Here is a 14,759-nt window from a genome sequence, read left to right as displayed (position 1 = left end):
TAGTATCGGCATGCGGATGGGTGGGCAGTCGTACATGGCTGATGGGGGCCATGGGGCTTGCGGGCAATTGCGTTCGACAGCTGGTGTGGGCGACGTCGGGATGGTTTGGTTTGTTGCTGTCGACCCACAGTCATGCTCAGAAGGCCTGAACAGAAGTGAAGCGCAGCCTGCCTCCCGGCATACCATCCATGGGTACCCAGACAACCAGGTCCTGAGTCGTCACCGGCTCGCGCAAGGAGACCTGGGTGGTTCCCGAGGCATCGAAGCTGAAGTCGGCTAGCGGCTGTCCCTGGTTGGGTTGAGCCGCCGTGGAATTCGCATAGACCTGGGCATGGCCACCGCTCTGAGGCGCGACGATAGTCAGGCGAGAGACCTCTTCCGGCTGGGTCAGGTGCATATACCATCCATAGCCCTGCAGACCGGCAGGCTTGTTAAGGAAGAGCTGGCGACTGGTCTGATAGGCCGTGGTGTTCTTGGGCTTGGGCGGATCGGGGACCTTACCGGCCTCCTTGTCAGCGTGGCTGACCTTGCCGGCATCGGCATCGGCCTGAGCCTGACCGTTGCCATTGTTTGAGGGAGTTGCTTCCTCGTCCTCATTGGTCTTGCCTGGGAAGGGCACGTTGGACATGACCGGCCAGCCGCCCTCACTTTTGCCGACCCTGGATCGGGATCCGGTAATGGTCGAGAGGGCCCAGACCAGGGCCACCACAACGATTACAACCGCTATGGCGATGACCACTGAGCGAGTTGTGAAGCGGCCGAACAGATGGGTGTCAGCCATATCGGCCTCATCGCCCAGATCCTTATCCTGTTCATCGTCGGGAAGTACCGAGTAAGCCACCGGCACGGGCATGGAGTGGATTTCAGGTGTGAAGCTGGGGGGCAGCGGCTCCATGACTGTAGTTTCCTGCTCCTCCTGATCGAAATCATGGTTCTTTAGGGACCGGTTCGCTTGGCCAGGTGCCTTGGTCTTGTTAGAAGCAGCCGGGGAAGAGGGGTGTTCATTCCGGGCTGCAGATTCTCCTGTGACAAGAGGTTCAGCGGCCGCAGCTCCTGTACGGCGCGCATGCGGATCGACGTCGCCATGTGGAGTGGTCGGGTTGGAGGTTGCCTTGGTGGCCTGACTGCTGCTGTCCGCCGCATCCTCCTCCCCACCGCCGGACTTGTGGAAGTCCCACTGGGAGAAGCCTCGCTCCACGGGATTGTTGGCAGTCACGCCGTTGCCGCTGAGAGCCTCGGACGATTTACGCTGACTGTCTTTGACGGTCGGCATCCGTCCGGTCACAGCCTTGGACTCTTCCTCGATCATGGTTGCGGGCTTGGCCGCTGTCGCCCTGAGTGCGCTCACATCCATGGCCGCGGTCTTGCGGGAGGAGCTGTTCAGCGAACGCAGTCGCTGGCGCTCGTCAAAGAGCGAGAAAAGGTCGGTATCCGTATCTTCCGGATTGAGCATTTCGATCTCGCTGCGGCCGGGGAAGAGCAGTTGGTTGGTCTTCCAGTGCGGCTCATGGTGGGATACGGTCTGCACGGCAGGCAGGGCCGAAGAGGTCAGCCCCTCGGGAAGCGGGAGTACGTTCTTGGGGTCCACGGGGCGCAGGGCGACGGACTCGATGGAGGCACGGCCGTCCAGCTCGGGCCAGATCAGATCGCTGTCGGTCAGCTCCTCAGGCGGAACCCAGGGGCTGAGCAGGGCCGAGAGCTCCGCCAGGGTGACCAGTGGAACCGGCACGGCTCCCTGCTCGTTCGCCAGGCCCAGTCCACGCATACAGATGATTTTGAACTCTTCCGGGGTCTGTTTGGGCAGCTCCTGCAGACTGGGCTGCCGTCCGTCCTGGTCGGGTCGGCGCGTCACTATGGCATAGAGCACGCCTGCCAGCTCTCGTATGGCATACTCCTCGTCTGTCAATCCCGTCTCAGTCGAGACTGACCGGTGCTCGAGCATGGGCGATATAGGTGCATCTGCCAGGGTGATCGAGGCGGGTGCCAGCCTGATGGTGCTCGTGGAGACCGCATAGTCGACCATGCCGGCGGCATGCAGAGTACGCATGGCCTCGGTGGCCTCTCCTATGATGGTGCCGATGGCCCGGTCGCTGAGCGTTCCCCCGGCGGGTCCATGCATGTAATCCCTCAGGGACATGCCGGCATCGGGGGCGGTGACGATCAGGGAGACCTTGTCACGAGTGTGCAGCTGGTAGACCGGGGTGAAGCGGCGATCCTTGCTCAGCGCCAGGCTGGAGGCGTTGACGTTGATTCGGTCCATACAGGTGGAATCCCCGGCGATGAAGAGCTGGCAGTCCCTGTCCAGGACCCTGTCCTTGGCCCGCCAGGCGCTCAGACCGTTCGCGCGGCGGAGCAGGGTGACCAGGGTATATCTGCCGAGGATGGTGTCTCCGATATGCGCGTTCATGGCTGCCGAGCTCTCATCAGAAGTGGGGCGCCGCCTGTAGTCGGCGACACCGTGGTGGACCTTGCTGTTCCTAGGTACAATCCTAACGGGTTGCGGAGTCGGGGGAGCTGGTGGAGGTCCAGCCATCGCGGATTCTCCATCAGCGTCGGGCTCACGGGCCTCCTCGAAGTTCTCCAGTGCTGCATCCATGCCGGGCAGAGCGGAATCAGGAGAGGAGGAGTGCACCACCCTGACCGAGCGGTCGGCCAGCCGGGAGGGCCGCTCCTGCAACGCGTCCAGGCTGCGGACTGGGTGCCGGGCTGTCCTGCCCAGCCGACGGGCCAGATCGACCAAGAGCTGGATGAATTCCTCAGTGCGCAGGGCTACCAGGGTCACGACATAGATGACCGCCGTCAGCAGGGTGATGACCACACAGATGAAGAGCGCCTGCACCCAGCTCATGTGACCCTGCCGGCCCTGAATCCAGGCGCCGACCAGATGAGTGACCGGGGTCTTGACCGTCAGGGCGGCTGCCAGAGCCAATCCAGCAGCCAGAAAAGCCTTGGCGTAGGTGATAAGAATCCTCCGCTCGTCCAGATTCCCCTGGAAGGGGCTGCGCAGCATGTGAGCCAGGACAGGGAAGCTGAGGAGGCTGCTCAGGGACAGGCTCAGCCCTACCATCGCCGCCCAGTAACGGGGTGGCAACAAGCGTATGGATACCAAAACCAGTGCTACCTGGATGGCGTTGGAGACGGCCGCGAAGATGAAAGGATGCCGGCCGTCCTCGAAGGCGTAGAAGGTGCGCTGAATGAGCAGGAAGGCGCTTGTGGGAACCAGCCCGAGGGACAGGGTTATCAGCGGTCCTGAGATAAGGACAGACTCGTGGACGCTTACTGAGGGCAGCAGGGCTCGGGTGATGGGCACTGGGATGGCCAGCAGGACTGCGGCGAAGAAGAACATGACCAGTCCCACATTGCGCAGGGCCTGGCTCAGGTCATTGCGGGCATCCCCGATACGGCCGTCGGAAACCGCCTTGGACAGCTTGGGGAAGAGGGCCGTGCTGACCGAGACGGCTACCAGCGAGTAGGGCAGGATGAAGATGGTGTAGGCGTTCTGATAGGAGCCGTTGCCGGCGATGTCGAACGGGTTGCCCTCCAGGGGGGCGCCGTTGTTGATGCGGGCATTGACCACGTTGGCCAGCTGGTTGATGATGACTACGCACATGCTCCATGCCGCCACCGAGCCCATGGATCGCAGGCCGATTCCGCGCAGGCCCCAGCGAGGACGATAGCGGAAGCCGCTCATGATCAGGGGAATGAAGAGGACCAGCGCCTGGAAGGCTACTCCCAGGGTCCAGGCCCCGGCGGTCAGAGCCACCTTGCCGTTGTCCCAGAAGCCGACCGGCTGATTGCGGGCGTTGCCGAACAGGAAGATGAAGCCCAGGAAGCCCAGGCAGCTGATAACGTTGGCGCCCACCGAGCTCCAGGCGTATGCGGTGAACCTGCCCTTGGCCGCCAGGATCTGACCCAGGACCGTGTAGAGCCCGTAGAAGAAGACCTGGGGCATGCACCAGAGCGTGAAGGAATTGGCCAGGGCCCGCTGTGCCGGGTTCCACTTGGAGTTCAGATAGATGGTGGTCAGCACCGGAGTGCCCAGCATCAGCAGCAGGGTCAGCAGGGTCAGAAGGACCATGGCGACCGTGATCAGCTTGTTCAGCCGGTCTGTTGCGTCCCGCTCCTTGAGGGTGCGCACAATCTGCGGAACCAGGACGGCGTTGAAGATGCCGCCTGAGATCAGGGTGAACATGACCTGAGGAATCATGGCGCCGGTCTGGTAGGCATCGGCCGCGATTCCGGTGGTGCCTATGGCTGCTGCGAGCAGGATGGTGCGGATCTGTCCGGTCACGCGGGAGGCCGCGGTGCCCGTGGCCATGATGGCGGAATTGCGCCCTACGGAACTCATTCGTCCGGGTCCTTCGTACGGTGGAACTGTCGCCAGAGCCCCAGGAGTCCCAGGAGCACGGCGATGACAATGATGATCAGGCCGCTCATGTCGCTCAGTCGCAGATTGCTGGTGATCTGAGCTCGACGCACCTGGCCGAAGGGACGGCCCTGGCTGTCCAGCAGGCCGATATCCACATTGGCTCTGCCGGCTGCCGCCACCCTGACCTTGAAGGTGACCTGCGCTTCGGAGCGGGCGGGAATGACCGCCTCCGCCATACGCGAGGTGACGATCTCCATGGAGTCGGTTCGGGCGCTGATGCGGGCGTGGACGGGGTAGGGGTGGCTGTTGCTGACGGTCACTGGCATGGAGGCCGTCTCGCTGACGACGTTAAGGGACTCGCTGGGCGTGATGCTGATGCCATCCAGGAGCCGGTGGGATATGGCCTCGGCCTGATCGGCCAGTCCAAAGGCGGCTGCGGTTCCGCCCAAGGACTTCAGAGCCAAGTCGTCGTGGGCTGCGGTCAGCTGGTTCAGCCACTGATGCGGATCCTTGGGCTGGCGGGCGGTGGTGTCCGCATCCTGGCGGGCCAGGGCCTGGCTGTCGGTCTTGCCTGCCGTAGCGCTGGCGGTGGGTTGGGAATCCTGCTTGTCGTCAGCCAGGATGGAGGTGGCGAATCGGTCGATGTCAGCCCGGCTGGCGATCAAGGAATCTAGAGTGCCTGTGGAGCCATCGCCGTGTTTGGCGCCACTCTTGGCGCTGCTGAGCTCCAAGGCCTTGAGCAGACCAGAAGACCCACCGGTGAAGTCGGGCGCCTGCATCAGGTTGTCCATGGAGACCAGGTTGATCCATGGGGCATGCTCTAGCTCGGTCATGATCCGGTCTGCCAGCTGGGTGTCCTGATCGGCGTCGAAGCAGACCAGGAGGGAGCGTTCGGCGTAGGGCTGTTCCATCTGATAGAAGGCGCTCTGGGCTATGAAGCGGGCCGTCTGCCCTGCCTGAGTCTGCTCACCGGTGGCACGTGTGGAGCTGGGATGGCCCCTGGCCAGGTTGCTGAGCTCGCGCTGGGCCGACAGGACGGTTACCTTTCCGGCCTTGGTCTCGATGGTGTACTTGCCGGTGTGGGCAGAGGTGCCGGTGCCGACTTCAAAGCCCTGGGGGGCGATGACCGTCTGATAGCCGGCACGGCGGGCGGCAGTGATGGACTCTATGGTCCACTCCTGTCGGCCCTGCCAGGCGTATATGCCAGGCGCTGCGTCAGCATAAAGCTTTGCCGCAGTCTGGGCATTCCAGGACTCGGGAGTGATTCCAGCCCGGCCATAGCGGTCCTGATTCTGAGGCGCATACCCGGTGATATCGAAGTCGGCTGGCTGAATCAGCCCTTGAATCCGGGGACGGTTGGCAAAGGCAGACAGGTAGACCGGGTCGCCCAGTGCCTGCAGGGACCCGTGTTTGGACAGCAGCTGACTCTGGTCCTCCTGGCGGCGGGTCCCCTGACGGGTCAGTGTCACGCTTCGGTTTTTATCGTTGCCCGAGCCTGGCTCGGATTCGGCACTGGACCGGGTCATCAACGCTGTCATGGCTTTGTCGTCAATGTTCCAGTCCGAGGAGGTCAGTGGCAGGACCATGGTCAGGGACAAGGCGGGGGTGCCTGCGGTGGGCAGGCCATCCCAGGTCCGCGTCAGAAAAGTGAACACGTCGCCCAGTATCCGGCCCTGATCGTCGCTCAGGGAGAGCCGGACGGGTTTGGGCCCCCAGCTGGTCATCTTCTTGATCGCGTCTTGATCAGCCGGCACGTTGACTGCAACCTCGATGCTCTGTCCGGCCGGGATTGTCGGTACGGTCTGCGTGCCCAGCACGTCCGGGGTGGGAATGCGGGCGTGGCCTTCGGACCAGGTCTGCATGTCGGCCCGGGAGCTGAAAGAGTAAAGGGCGCTGGTGGACACGCTCAGATGGGCATTTTCCATGGGCTGGTTCGCGGTGTTGGTCACTGCAGCGCGCAGGGCGTAGCCTGACTGGTCAGTCACCACTGGCGTCGACCAGCGCAGGGACACCTCGGCTGAGCTCTGACGATTGCTGGCAGCCAGGGCTGGTGTCGGATGCCAGGGAGTCATCACCAGTGCCAGCAGAAGGACGGTCGCCAGCAGGATTCGAGCCCACTGGCCCCATCGGGTCCATCGATTGAAGGCATGAGTGCGCTGGCTGGTGCGCCCGCTCGGGCGCAAGGGGGTCTGGATCATAGCTGTTTTTTGTACTTCCTCGCGTAGAGCCAGGCTATTTTACGCTCATTGGGGTAACTGAGCACCGAGGTCAGGTCAGAGAAGTCCACCCAGATGGCATCTTCGGCCTCATGATCGGGGTCGCCCTCCACGCTCAGGGATCCGCCGATCATCCGCAGGACGAAATGATGAACCAGCTTGTGGATCCGCTGGTCGGTTCCGGTGAACCAGTAATCAATGGTGGCGATGGAATCGGTCACCTTACCCAGTATTCCCGTCTCCTCGTGGACCTCGCGCACCGCTGTCTGCTCGGGTGTTTCCCCCCTCTCGATATGCCCCTTGGGCAGGCACCATTCCAGGTGGCCCGAGCGGGAGTGCCGGGCGATGATGGCCACTCGGTCATGCCGATCGAAAATCAGCCCACCCGCCGAATATTCGCGCACCACCGGCAGCTCCTGGGCATCAAGGGAGGCAAAAGTGGAAGGACCGGAATCGTGCTTGTGCCGGGGCATGCGGGCAGGCGTGGGAACGTCATCCTCGACCTGTATGCGCTCGCGGACCTGCGGATCCAGACGTTCGCTTACGGTTTCCACAAGATGGTCCCGACTCTGCTGGCCGCGGGCATGGATGTCCGCAGAGTCGGCGCTATGTGCAAGCATGCGCGCCATGTCCGCGGGCGTAATCATACTCCAACTCTACGTAAGGTAATGTGCAGGTGGGGTAACGGTATGCTAGTAGGCGCATCAACTCCGTAGGAAAGGGTGAGCGTGGATTTCCAAGTTTGGCCGGAGGCCATCGAGCTCGGGCGCCTTTTCGCCGAGCAGGGATTTGAACTGGCGTTGGTAGGGGGTCCTGTACGCGATCTGCTCCTGCGCCGGCCCTCCCACGACCTGGATTTCTGCACTTCGGCCAGGCCCGAGCAGTTCGAGCCCATCCTGCGTCACTGGGGGTCGGGATTCTGGGACATGGGGCGCAAATTCGGCACCTTGGGCGCGCTTCGGCGGCGTTCCGACGGCACCGAGGTCAAGGTGGAGGTGACCACCTACCGGCGAGACACCTATGATCCCAACTCCCGCAAGCCCGAGGTGGACTACGGGGACAGTCTTGAGGGCGACCTCTCCCGGCGTGACTTCACCGTCAACGCCATGGCCCTGCGGGTGCCCGATCTGGTCTTCGTGGACCCCTACCGGGGGGCCAACGACCTGGCCAAGCAGGTGCTGCGGACCCCGGTGGATCCCCGCCAATCCTTCGACGACGACCCCCTGCGGATGATGCGGGCCGTGCGGTTCGTGGCCCAGCTGGGTTTCACCATCGCTCCGGAGACCGCAGAGGCCATCACCCGCATGACCGATCGAATCAGCATCGTCTCGGCCGAACGGATTCGTGACGAGCTGACCAAGCTCATGCTGGCCGATCATCCCGTCCAGGGCATCGAGGCTCTGGTGCAGTCCGGCCTGGCCGACATCGTGCTGCCCGAAGTCCCAGCCCTGCAGCTGGAGATAGACGAGCATCACCGGCACAAGGACGTCTTCGAGCACACCCTGATGGTGCTGGACCGGGCCATCGCCCTGGAGACCGGACCTGACGGACCTGTGCCCGCCCCGGATCTGACCCTGCGCCTGGCTGCCCTGCTGCACGACATCGGCAAACCCGCTACCAGGCGCTTTGAGCCCGGCGGCAAGGTCAGCTTCCATCACCATGATGCAGTCGGAGCCAGGCTGGCCCGCAAGCGGCTCAAGGCCTTGCGCTTCGACCACCACCTGATTGCTGACGTCTGCGACCTGATCTCCATGCACCTGCGTTTCCACGGCTATGTGGACGAGCGGTGGACCGATGCGGCCGTACGCCGCTATGCCCGGGAGACCGGGCCCCTTTACGAGCGGCTCAACCGTCTGACCCGGGCTGATGCCACCACCCGCAACAAGCGCAAGGCCCAGGTCTTCTCCTCCGCCATGGACGAACTGGAGGACAGGGTGGCTCAGCTGCGCCGGCAGGAGGACCTGGATGCTATCCGGCCCGACTTGGATGGACGACAGATCATGCAGATCCTGGGCCTGAAGCCCGGCCCACAGGTGGGGCGCGCCTACCGGCACATGCTGGACTACCGCCTTGACCAGGGTCCGGTCGACCGGGGGACAGCTGAACGGGAACTGCGGGATTGGTGGCAGAGACAGGGCCAGGCCTGACCTGGCCCTGTCTCTGGCTGAGCATTCCTGGTATGCATTCCGTGGGTTCCGATGCCGCCGTCTTATATATGGAAGATGCTTGCATGGTCGTCAGGTGCCAGGGTGGTATTGGCTGTGTTTGTTGTGTGGTTGTTTGTTGGTGGCGTGTGGTTGGTCCGACTGGGGTTTGGTTGTGGTTTGTGGGGTTGTTGGGTGTGGTGGCGGCTCCGTCGTGTTGGGGGTGGCGGGGCCGCCTGTTGGCCTGGGTCCTGTTGGGGGTGTGGCCCGGGCTGCTTACTCGTGTGAAGTGTTTGTTTGGGTTTGTTGTCGTCGGTTTTTGGCGGCTGTGGCGGCTCCTGCGGCGAGCAGTCCTGTGGCGAGCAGGAGGAGCATGCCGTTTCCTCCGGTCAGGGGCAGGCTGGCGATGGACAGGTACCGGTAGGTGTTGCTTGTGTCGGTTTGCTGCTGTCTGCCGTCCTGGGTCCAGTCGATGGCTGCGGGGACGGGGCCTGGCGTGTAGGCGGGCGTGGTGGCGTTCCAGGTGCCGTCGGGGTTGGGCGTCAGGTTTTTGCCGGCGGCAAGGCAGGTGCCTTGTTGCCGGGTTTGGTCGAAGCAGATGCTGGTGGCTTGTGGTTTTCCGGGGAAGCCGACTGGTCCTGGCCGGCTGGCCGGCCAGGCGTTGGAGGGTTCGCGTCCCAGCTGGCCGTAGTAGTTGCTTCCCCAGGTGTAGAGGCTGCCGTCGGATCCGATGGCCGCGGAATGCATGTAGCCTAGGCTGGCCTGGCTGAATTTGATGCCGCGCTGTGCGGGCGGGGTGAGGGTGAACTTGGCGCCTCCGGCTGCGGGCCCTTGGGTGGGGCTGATGGCCCAATGCTGGGTGTCTGCCTTGGTCCATCGGGCGGTGAGGGTGATGCTGCCGGTGACGGGCTGGGTGAAGTCGTAGGCGATGTTGCCTTGGAACCAGCCGTCGAACAGGTATCCGCCCCTGGACGGGTCGGGGCTGGGCCGGCTGGCCTGGCCCCCGTCGGGGATGGTCTGCTGGTCGACGCTGCCGCCGCCTGCCGTGTCGAAGCTGACCGTCCAGGCTGCGGAGGACCGGGCCTGGGCTGTGGCAGCATCGCCGGAAGTGCCGCGCGTGGGTGATGCAGGCGTCGGGGTCGTGTGGCTCAGGGGCGAGGACGTGGCCAGCGGGGATGATGACGGGGCTGCGGGCTATCATCCCTGCAGGGGTTTTCAGACCCATCTCCACCTGCTGTTTGTCCAGGGTAGTGGGCGTGGCCGCGCCGTCTGGGTTGCCGGGGCTCCCGGCCAAAGCGGGTGTGCAGGACAGGGCCAGGAGGATAGCCAGGGCGGCGGCGCTATGCCCGAACGCTGACGCATGATGAGTTGACTCCCTTCCTCGCGGAGCCTGCTATAGCATCCCCCCGGACACCTCACTCAAAACTGTACCAAGCGCGCGAACACCCACGATCCTCAGGTGTTGCACCCGCTACCATATCACTCGCGCGAACGTCCCTCCGCGCCGCCGTGTGTCACCCCGCCCGCCTGTTGCGCCTGTCGTCGTACTACGCGCGCAAACGCTTCCGGTTGAGGGTTCTGCAACAGCCGGGCCCTCGCTCCTGGGTGGGATGCCAGACCAGCAACATTGCTGTGGCGTCAGGCCTTGGGAGCCTTGGGCAGGTTCTTCATGGAGGAGGGGTCGGCCTGGCAGCCCTTGATGGCTTCGATCTTGCGGCCTACGACAGAGTTGCTGTCCTCGTCGTCCAGATCGGTAAAGGTGGCCCCGATGACCACGTCGATCAGATCGTCGTTGCGGTCGTCCATGATCAGAACCGCATCGTTGAATTGGGTTCCCACTGTGTAGCCGCGGTCAATGGCCGAGGCTCCGAAGCGTATCTGGGTGCGGGCGGTCTCGGTCTTGCCAGGGTAGTCCGCCACATCCTGCATGTTGAATCCCCGATTGCGCAGGGCCGAGGCCAGGGCAGTGGCCAGACCGGACTTGTTGGTTCCGTTGAGCACCCGCACGCGGATGTCAGGGTGGTTGACCAGCTTGGCATTGTCAGGCGGGCAGGGCACAGCGACCCCGTAGTTGGGCTTGGCGATGGTGGCATGTTTGGCGGTATGCCCGATGGACCCGAAGATGATCAGTCCGCAGATAATCAGGATGGCAACCAAGGCGCTGACGACTATGGTGAAGACCATCTTCTGCCGCCGTCGCACGAACTGCCTGCGGGCCTCGCGTTCGTCGAGTGGTTCGGGATTCGTCATGTTGCCTACTCTACTGTCCATGGGTGACTCGCAGGGGGATTATCCTGGGCAGAACCGGTGAGTCAGCCTCGATGATTCTGTCTACGGCATTTTGCTCCCGCCAGAGCCTTGTCAGTGTGATTGCCTGCTCGGGGCGATGGGCCATGACCACCACCGAAGGGCCGGATCCAGAGACGAAGGCCGGTCCGATGCCTGTCTGCCGCGCGAGGTCCAGGGCCTGGCGCGAGCGAGGATGCAGGGTGCAGGCAGTCTCCTGCAGGTCGTTCAGGTCGTGGGGACCAGGTCCGATCAGGTCGAAGGCCTGGTAGACCTGTGCTGTGCTCAGCTGGTCCTCGTAAGCCCCGATCAGAAGATGCCCGGTCAGTCCAGCCCGGGACAACCGCTGGCCCTGCGGGTCATCCGGATCCATGGGTTCCAGAATCTGGCCGAAACCTGTACCTCTGCTAAGCCCTCCATGCAGGCAGAAGGGCAGGTCTGCGCCCAGCCCGGCGGCGATGCGATCCATGTCGGCGGCAGCCATCCCTAGGTTCCAGAGCCGGTTCAGGCCCAGCATAGTTCCAGCGGCATCCGCGGATCCGCCGGCCAGGCCGGCGCCCACCGGAATCCGTTTGACGATGTGGATGGCCACATCGGGCTGGTGCCCGGTGGCCTGGGCCATGGCCAGGAGAGCAATGACGGCCAGGTTGGCGCCTGGATCGGCATCCCGGCGGTTCAGGTCGCCCAGGTGTTCGCCCTCCAAGCTCAGGCGGAAGCCGCTGCCGGGTTCTCTCCGGCGCAGTTCCACACGGTCCCAGATTCCCACGGCGCTGTAAATGGTGTCCAGGCGGTGTCGCCCTCCAAGGTCGGTTCGTGTCGGGCCGACACGGAGTCTCAGATTGATCTTGGCGGGACAGCAAAGAGCGACGCCGTCCCTTCCGGCTGCCGGGTTCACGCGGTCACCTCGCGGCGGGCCTGCTCCAGGGCGACGAACTCCTCAATGGTCATGGTTTCCCCCCGGCGTGCAGGGTCAATGCCCGCAGCCTGGAAGGCTTCGGCGCTCACCAGGCCCTTCAGAGCGGCGTGCAGGGTCTTGCGGCGCTGTCCGAAAGCGGCATCGATCAGAGAGAAGACCCCAGTCCTCGTCTCCTCGTCCCCGCGCCCGCGTCCATACTTATCCCGCGTGAAAGAGACCAGGGCCGAGTCCACGTTGGGGGCCGGCCAGAAGACATGGCGCCCGACCCTGCCAGCCTGGGCGGCGTGCCCGTACCAGGCCAGCTTCAGGCTGGGAGCGCCGTAGACCTTGGAGCCCGGGGCAGCCGTCAGCCGGTCCGCCACCTCCTTCTGGACCATGACCAGGAATCGGCTCAGATTGGCGAACCGGGCCAGGAGGGTCAGGATGATCGGAGTGGCTACGTTGTAGGGCAGGTTGGCCACCATGGCCAGGTCGGCGGCCGTGCCCGCGTCGCCTGCCAGCTGAGGGGTCAAGGTCAGGGCATCCCGGTTGATCACGGTCAGCCGGTCCAGACTCTCCGGCATGCGCTCGCGGACGGTTTGCGGCAGTTGCTGGGCCAGGACGGGATCGATCTCGTCGGCGGTCACCAGGCAGCCCGCCTCCAGCAGTCCAAGAGTCAGAGATCCCAGACCAGGACCCACCTCCAGAACGGTCTGGCCGGATTCCACCCTGGCCAAACGCACGATCCTGTGGACCGTTCCTGGATCGATGACGAAGTTCTGCCCCAATCGTTTGGTGGGGTGGATGTCGATCTGGTCGGCGACGCGCCGGATGTCGGCGGCGCCCAGAAGGCGATTGCTCTCGGTTCCAGTGCTCATATTGGTTCGTTGTGTGTGAAGGGGCTCGGTTGGTGGGTTAATACGAGGTATGCTGGTTCCAATAGTGCATGGCCGCACTGGGACTCCCGTACCGTTGTGCGATGTAGTAGAGGCCCCAATCGATCTGGACAGCGGCATCGTCACGCCAGTTGGCTCCAAATCGTGCCATCCTGGAGCCGGGGTTGGCCTGGGGAATGCCGTAGGCGGGTGATGAGGGATTCTGGGCTTTCCAACTCCATCCTGACTCCTTGTTCCACAGTTTCACCAGATCAGTGAACTGGGAGCCTGTCCATCCGCGCTGGGCGGCTGCGCCCGAGGCATAGGCCTGGGCCAGTTCTGCGCTGGCATGCCACAGACCGTCGCGAGATGGGCTTGGCGCTGGTGCTGGCGACGGCGACGGGGCTGGTTTGTTCTCGGGCTTAGTTGGAGCTGGTGTGCTTGGATGTTCTGGCTGCGTGGTCTGCGGCGGCTTGGTCTGTGTTGGCGTAGGGGCCGGTGGCGCTGCTGACTGCGAATCCTGGCTGGGTGAAGGGTTCGGAGAGGGGGTCTTCCGAGCCTGTTGGGAATCCTTGCCTGTGTCCTTGGACTGCTGCCCGCTGTCCTGTTCCACCCTTGGCTTGTCGGGACCGACGGCCACCACCTGATCCAGTGGAATGGCTACGGTCTCCTCCTTGACCACCTGCTCTGATTCGGCCTGGCCGTCCACGTAGGTGACCTGGATGGTCTGCAGGCGTTGGCCGGCTACGCCCGCCTGCCGCACCTGGGTCTGACCGGGCGCCAGGCTCGGATCGACCACGGTCCTGGTAGCGAAGGGTATGGGGATTGTTCTTTGAGTGTTTCCGTGGGTGACCCGTTGGACCCGTAGCACGGTGGTGCCCTGGTCATGCTCTACGCTGACCCGGTCCTCCTTGCCCAGCACGATGCCCTTGGAATCCAGGATGGAGGCGGCTGGGAGCTTGCCGTCAGGGGCCACCGAGGTCTTCCCGTCGGCCATGACTGTGACAGGCCCCGCCTGGTTGATAACCAGGCCGCCGGTCAGCTGGTTATAGACGTTGCCCACATCCACGGTGACCTTCATGGCCTGTTTGCGGTTCTCCTCAAAGAACCCCAGCAACTGGTCCATGCTGGTGGCTGTAGTCCAGAAGGGCACCCGTTGGCCCTGGATGACGATAGTGGTCTGATAGGCGGAGCGCACAGTGACGGCCGCATGGTTGCGCAGCTGGCCGCCGGATGTGGAATCGACCAGGTCGTGGGTCTTGACCTTGATCCCCTGCTCGCGCAGCAGACCATCCACGCTGTAGGCGTAGGTGGTCACCATTTTGGTCTGCCCGTTGACGCTCAACGCCACGCTCTTGCGCGCGGCAACGCCGAAGGTCAGGACCGTGGCCAGAACGACCAGAAGGGCGCAGGAGGCCACGCGGATTCTTCTGAGCACGACGAAATGCCGCGGTGTCCAGCGTCTGGCCATGTGCTCGCCTCCCCGTTCTTGCCCTGTCTGTACCAGGCAATTCTAGCGGCGTGAACGTGGAACGGAGCTGCGCAACCGGCAAGGTCGGGCAAACATCCACATTTCCTATGGAGGGCTATGAAAAAGCCGACCAGACCATGATCGGTCGGTCGGCTTTTCAAACCCGGGCCCTAGGCCGACGGGTTGACGGCAGGAGGACGGGAATGAAGGGGAATAATCCCGTCCTCAAACACGGACGGAGATGGTTGGGGAAAAAACTCCGTCCGTATTTCGGAGGACGAGCCTCCGAAATGACTTACTCGAGGGAAGTATTTGCAATTATCCAGGTAATGTCCATTATTATAGCCTGCCCGGAGACAAAGCTTATTAGTCGGATTGAATGGTTCGTTCCTGGCGTAGAGCCTCCTGTCAGAGTCGAACTGACGACCTGCCGCTTACAAGGCGGCTGCTCTGGCCAACTGAGCTAAGGAGGCGGTCCCGGTGGTCCATGACAGCATTCCAGG

The 14,759-nt window shown here is 63.5% G+C and carries 10 protein-coding genes and 1 tRNA gene; 2 read left to right on the top strand and 9 right to left on the bottom strand.

Translation table 11 applies throughout. From position 1 onward, the window contains the following. Positions 1-136: 136 nt before the first annotated feature. The 3 genes from GYM67_RS09140 to GYM67_RS09130 are packed head-to-tail and all read right to left on the bottom strand — an operon-like array spanning position 137 to position 7,232. Positions 137-4,348, bottom strand: coding sequence for a murein biosynthesis integral membrane protein MurJ (locus tag GYM67_RS09140; protein ID WP_220236554.1), 4,212 nt, complete (start codon positions 4,346-4,348; stop codon positions 137-139). After that, complete coding sequence (locus tag GYM67_RS09135) at positions 4,345-6,567, bottom strand: DUF6049 family protein (RefSeq protein WP_220236553.1); 2,223 nt, start codon at positions 6,565-6,567, stop codon at positions 4,345-4,347. Before GYM67_RS09135 ends, GYM67_RS09140 begins: the two co-directional genes overlap by 4 nt. Continuing rightward, complete coding sequence (locus GYM67_RS09130; protein ID WP_220236552.1) at positions 6,564-7,232, bottom strand: NUDIX hydrolase; 669 nt, start codon at positions 7,230-7,232, stop codon at positions 6,564-6,566. The genes GYM67_RS09135 and GYM67_RS09130 overlap by 4 nt, the downstream gene beginning before the upstream one ends. 81 nt (positions 7,233-7,313) lie before the next feature. Here GYM67_RS09130 and GYM67_RS09125 point away from each other — a divergent pair, with 81 nt between their 5' ends. Beyond that, on the top strand, positions 7,314-8,732 hold the full coding sequence (locus GYM67_RS09125; RefSeq protein ID WP_220236551.1) for a CCA tRNA nucleotidyltransferase: 1,419 nt from the start codon (positions 7,314-7,316) through the stop codon (positions 8,730-8,732). A 273-nt stretch (positions 8,733-9,005) separates the two neighbouring features. On the opposite strand, the gene GYM67_RS09120 is transcribed toward GYM67_RS09125, so the two are convergent. Then, a complete protein-coding gene (locus GYM67_RS09120) occupies positions 9,006-9,743 on the bottom strand; it encodes an InlB B-repeat-containing protein (RefSeq protein WP_396020013.1) in 738 nt (245 codons plus the stop codon). On the opposite strand from GYM67_RS09120, the gene GYM67_RS09325 reads away from it, so the two are divergent. After that, positions 9,658-10,086 carry a hypothetical protein gene (locus GYM67_RS09325; RefSeq protein ID WP_258561502.1) on the top strand — a complete coding sequence of 143 codons (429 nt, stop codon included), beginning with the start codon at positions 9,658-9,660 and terminating at the stop codon, positions 10,084-10,086. The two genes, GYM67_RS09120 and GYM67_RS09325, sit on opposite strands and share 86 nt — an antisense overlap. 281 nt (positions 10,087-10,367) lie before the next feature. Here GYM67_RS09325 and GYM67_RS09110 read toward each other — a convergent pair whose 3' ends face one another. The 5 genes from GYM67_RS09110 to GYM67_RS09090 all read right to left on the bottom strand — a co-directional run bounded on the left by GYM67_RS09110 (position 10,368) and on the right by GYM67_RS09090 (position 14,729). Continuing rightward, positions 10,368-10,979 carry a LytR C-terminal domain-containing protein gene (locus GYM67_RS09110; protein ID WP_220236549.1) on the bottom strand — a complete coding sequence of 204 codons (612 nt, stop codon included), beginning with the start codon at positions 10,977-10,979 and terminating at the stop codon, positions 10,368-10,370. 10 nt (positions 10,980-10,989) lie between these two features. Then, entirely contained in the window at positions 10,990-11,910 is a 921-nt protein-coding gene (locus tag GYM67_RS09105) for a 4-(cytidine 5'-diphospho)-2-C-methyl-D-erythritol kinase (protein WP_220236548.1), read from the bottom strand. Continuing rightward, a complete protein-coding gene (gene rsmA / locus GYM67_RS09100; RefSeq protein WP_220236547.1) occupies positions 11,907-12,788 on the bottom strand; it encodes a 16S rRNA (adenine(1518)-N(6)/adenine(1519)-N(6))-dimethyltransferase RsmA in 882 nt (293 codons plus the stop codon). The genes GYM67_RS09105 and rsmA overlap by 4 nt, the downstream gene beginning before the upstream one ends. A 37-nt stretch (positions 12,789-12,825) precedes the next feature. Then, entirely contained in the window at positions 12,826-14,256 is a 1,431-nt protein-coding gene (locus tag GYM67_RS09095; RefSeq protein ID WP_220236546.1) for an aggregation-promoting factor C-terminal-like domain-containing protein, read from the bottom strand. A gap of 399 nt (positions 14,257-14,655) precedes the next feature. Next, positions 14,656-14,729: transfer RNA gene (locus GYM67_RS09090), tRNA-Thr, on the bottom strand. Between the last annotated feature and the right edge of the window lie 30 nt (positions 14,730-14,759).

The sequence above is a fragment of the Bifidobacterium asteroides genome (genome assembly GCF_019469425.1).
In the GTDB taxonomy this organism is placed as follows: Bacteria; Actinomycetota; Actinomycetes; order Actinomycetales; family Bifidobacteriaceae; genus Bombiscardovia; species Bombiscardovia asteroides_I.
The sequence above is the reverse complement of the archived record's forward strand: the minus strand, read 5'-3'. Positions and strand labels throughout refer to the sequence as shown.

Excerpts from the sequence above, each read along its gene's own strand:
- GYM67_RS09325 (WP_258561502.1), top strand. The coding sequence starts at position 9,658 with ATGTTGCCTTGGAACCAGCCGTCGAACAGGTATCCGCCCCTGGACGGG.
- GYM67_RS09110 (WP_220236549.1), bottom strand. The coding sequence starts at position 10,979 with ATGACGAATCCCGAACCACTCGACGAACGCGAGGCCCGCAGGCAGTTC.
- GYM67_RS09095 (WP_220236546.1), bottom strand. The coding sequence starts at position 14,256 with ATGGCCAGACGCTGGACACCGCGGCATTTCGTCGTGCTCAGAAGAATC.
- GYM67_RS09140 (WP_220236554.1), bottom strand. The coding sequence starts at position 4,348 with ATGAGTTCCGTAGGGCGCAATTCCGCCATCATGGCCACGGGCACCGCG.
- GYM67_RS09130 (WP_220236552.1), bottom strand. The coding sequence starts at position 7,232 with ATGATTACGCCCGCGGACATGGCGCGCATGCTTGCACATAGCGCCGAC.
- rsmA (WP_220236547.1), bottom strand. The coding sequence starts at position 12,788 with ATGAGCACTGGAACCGAGAGCAATCGCCTTCTGGGCGCCGCCGACATC.
- GYM67_RS09135 (WP_220236553.1), bottom strand. The coding sequence starts at position 6,567 with ATGATCCAGACCCCCTTGCGCCCGAGCGGGCGCACCAGCCAGCGCACT.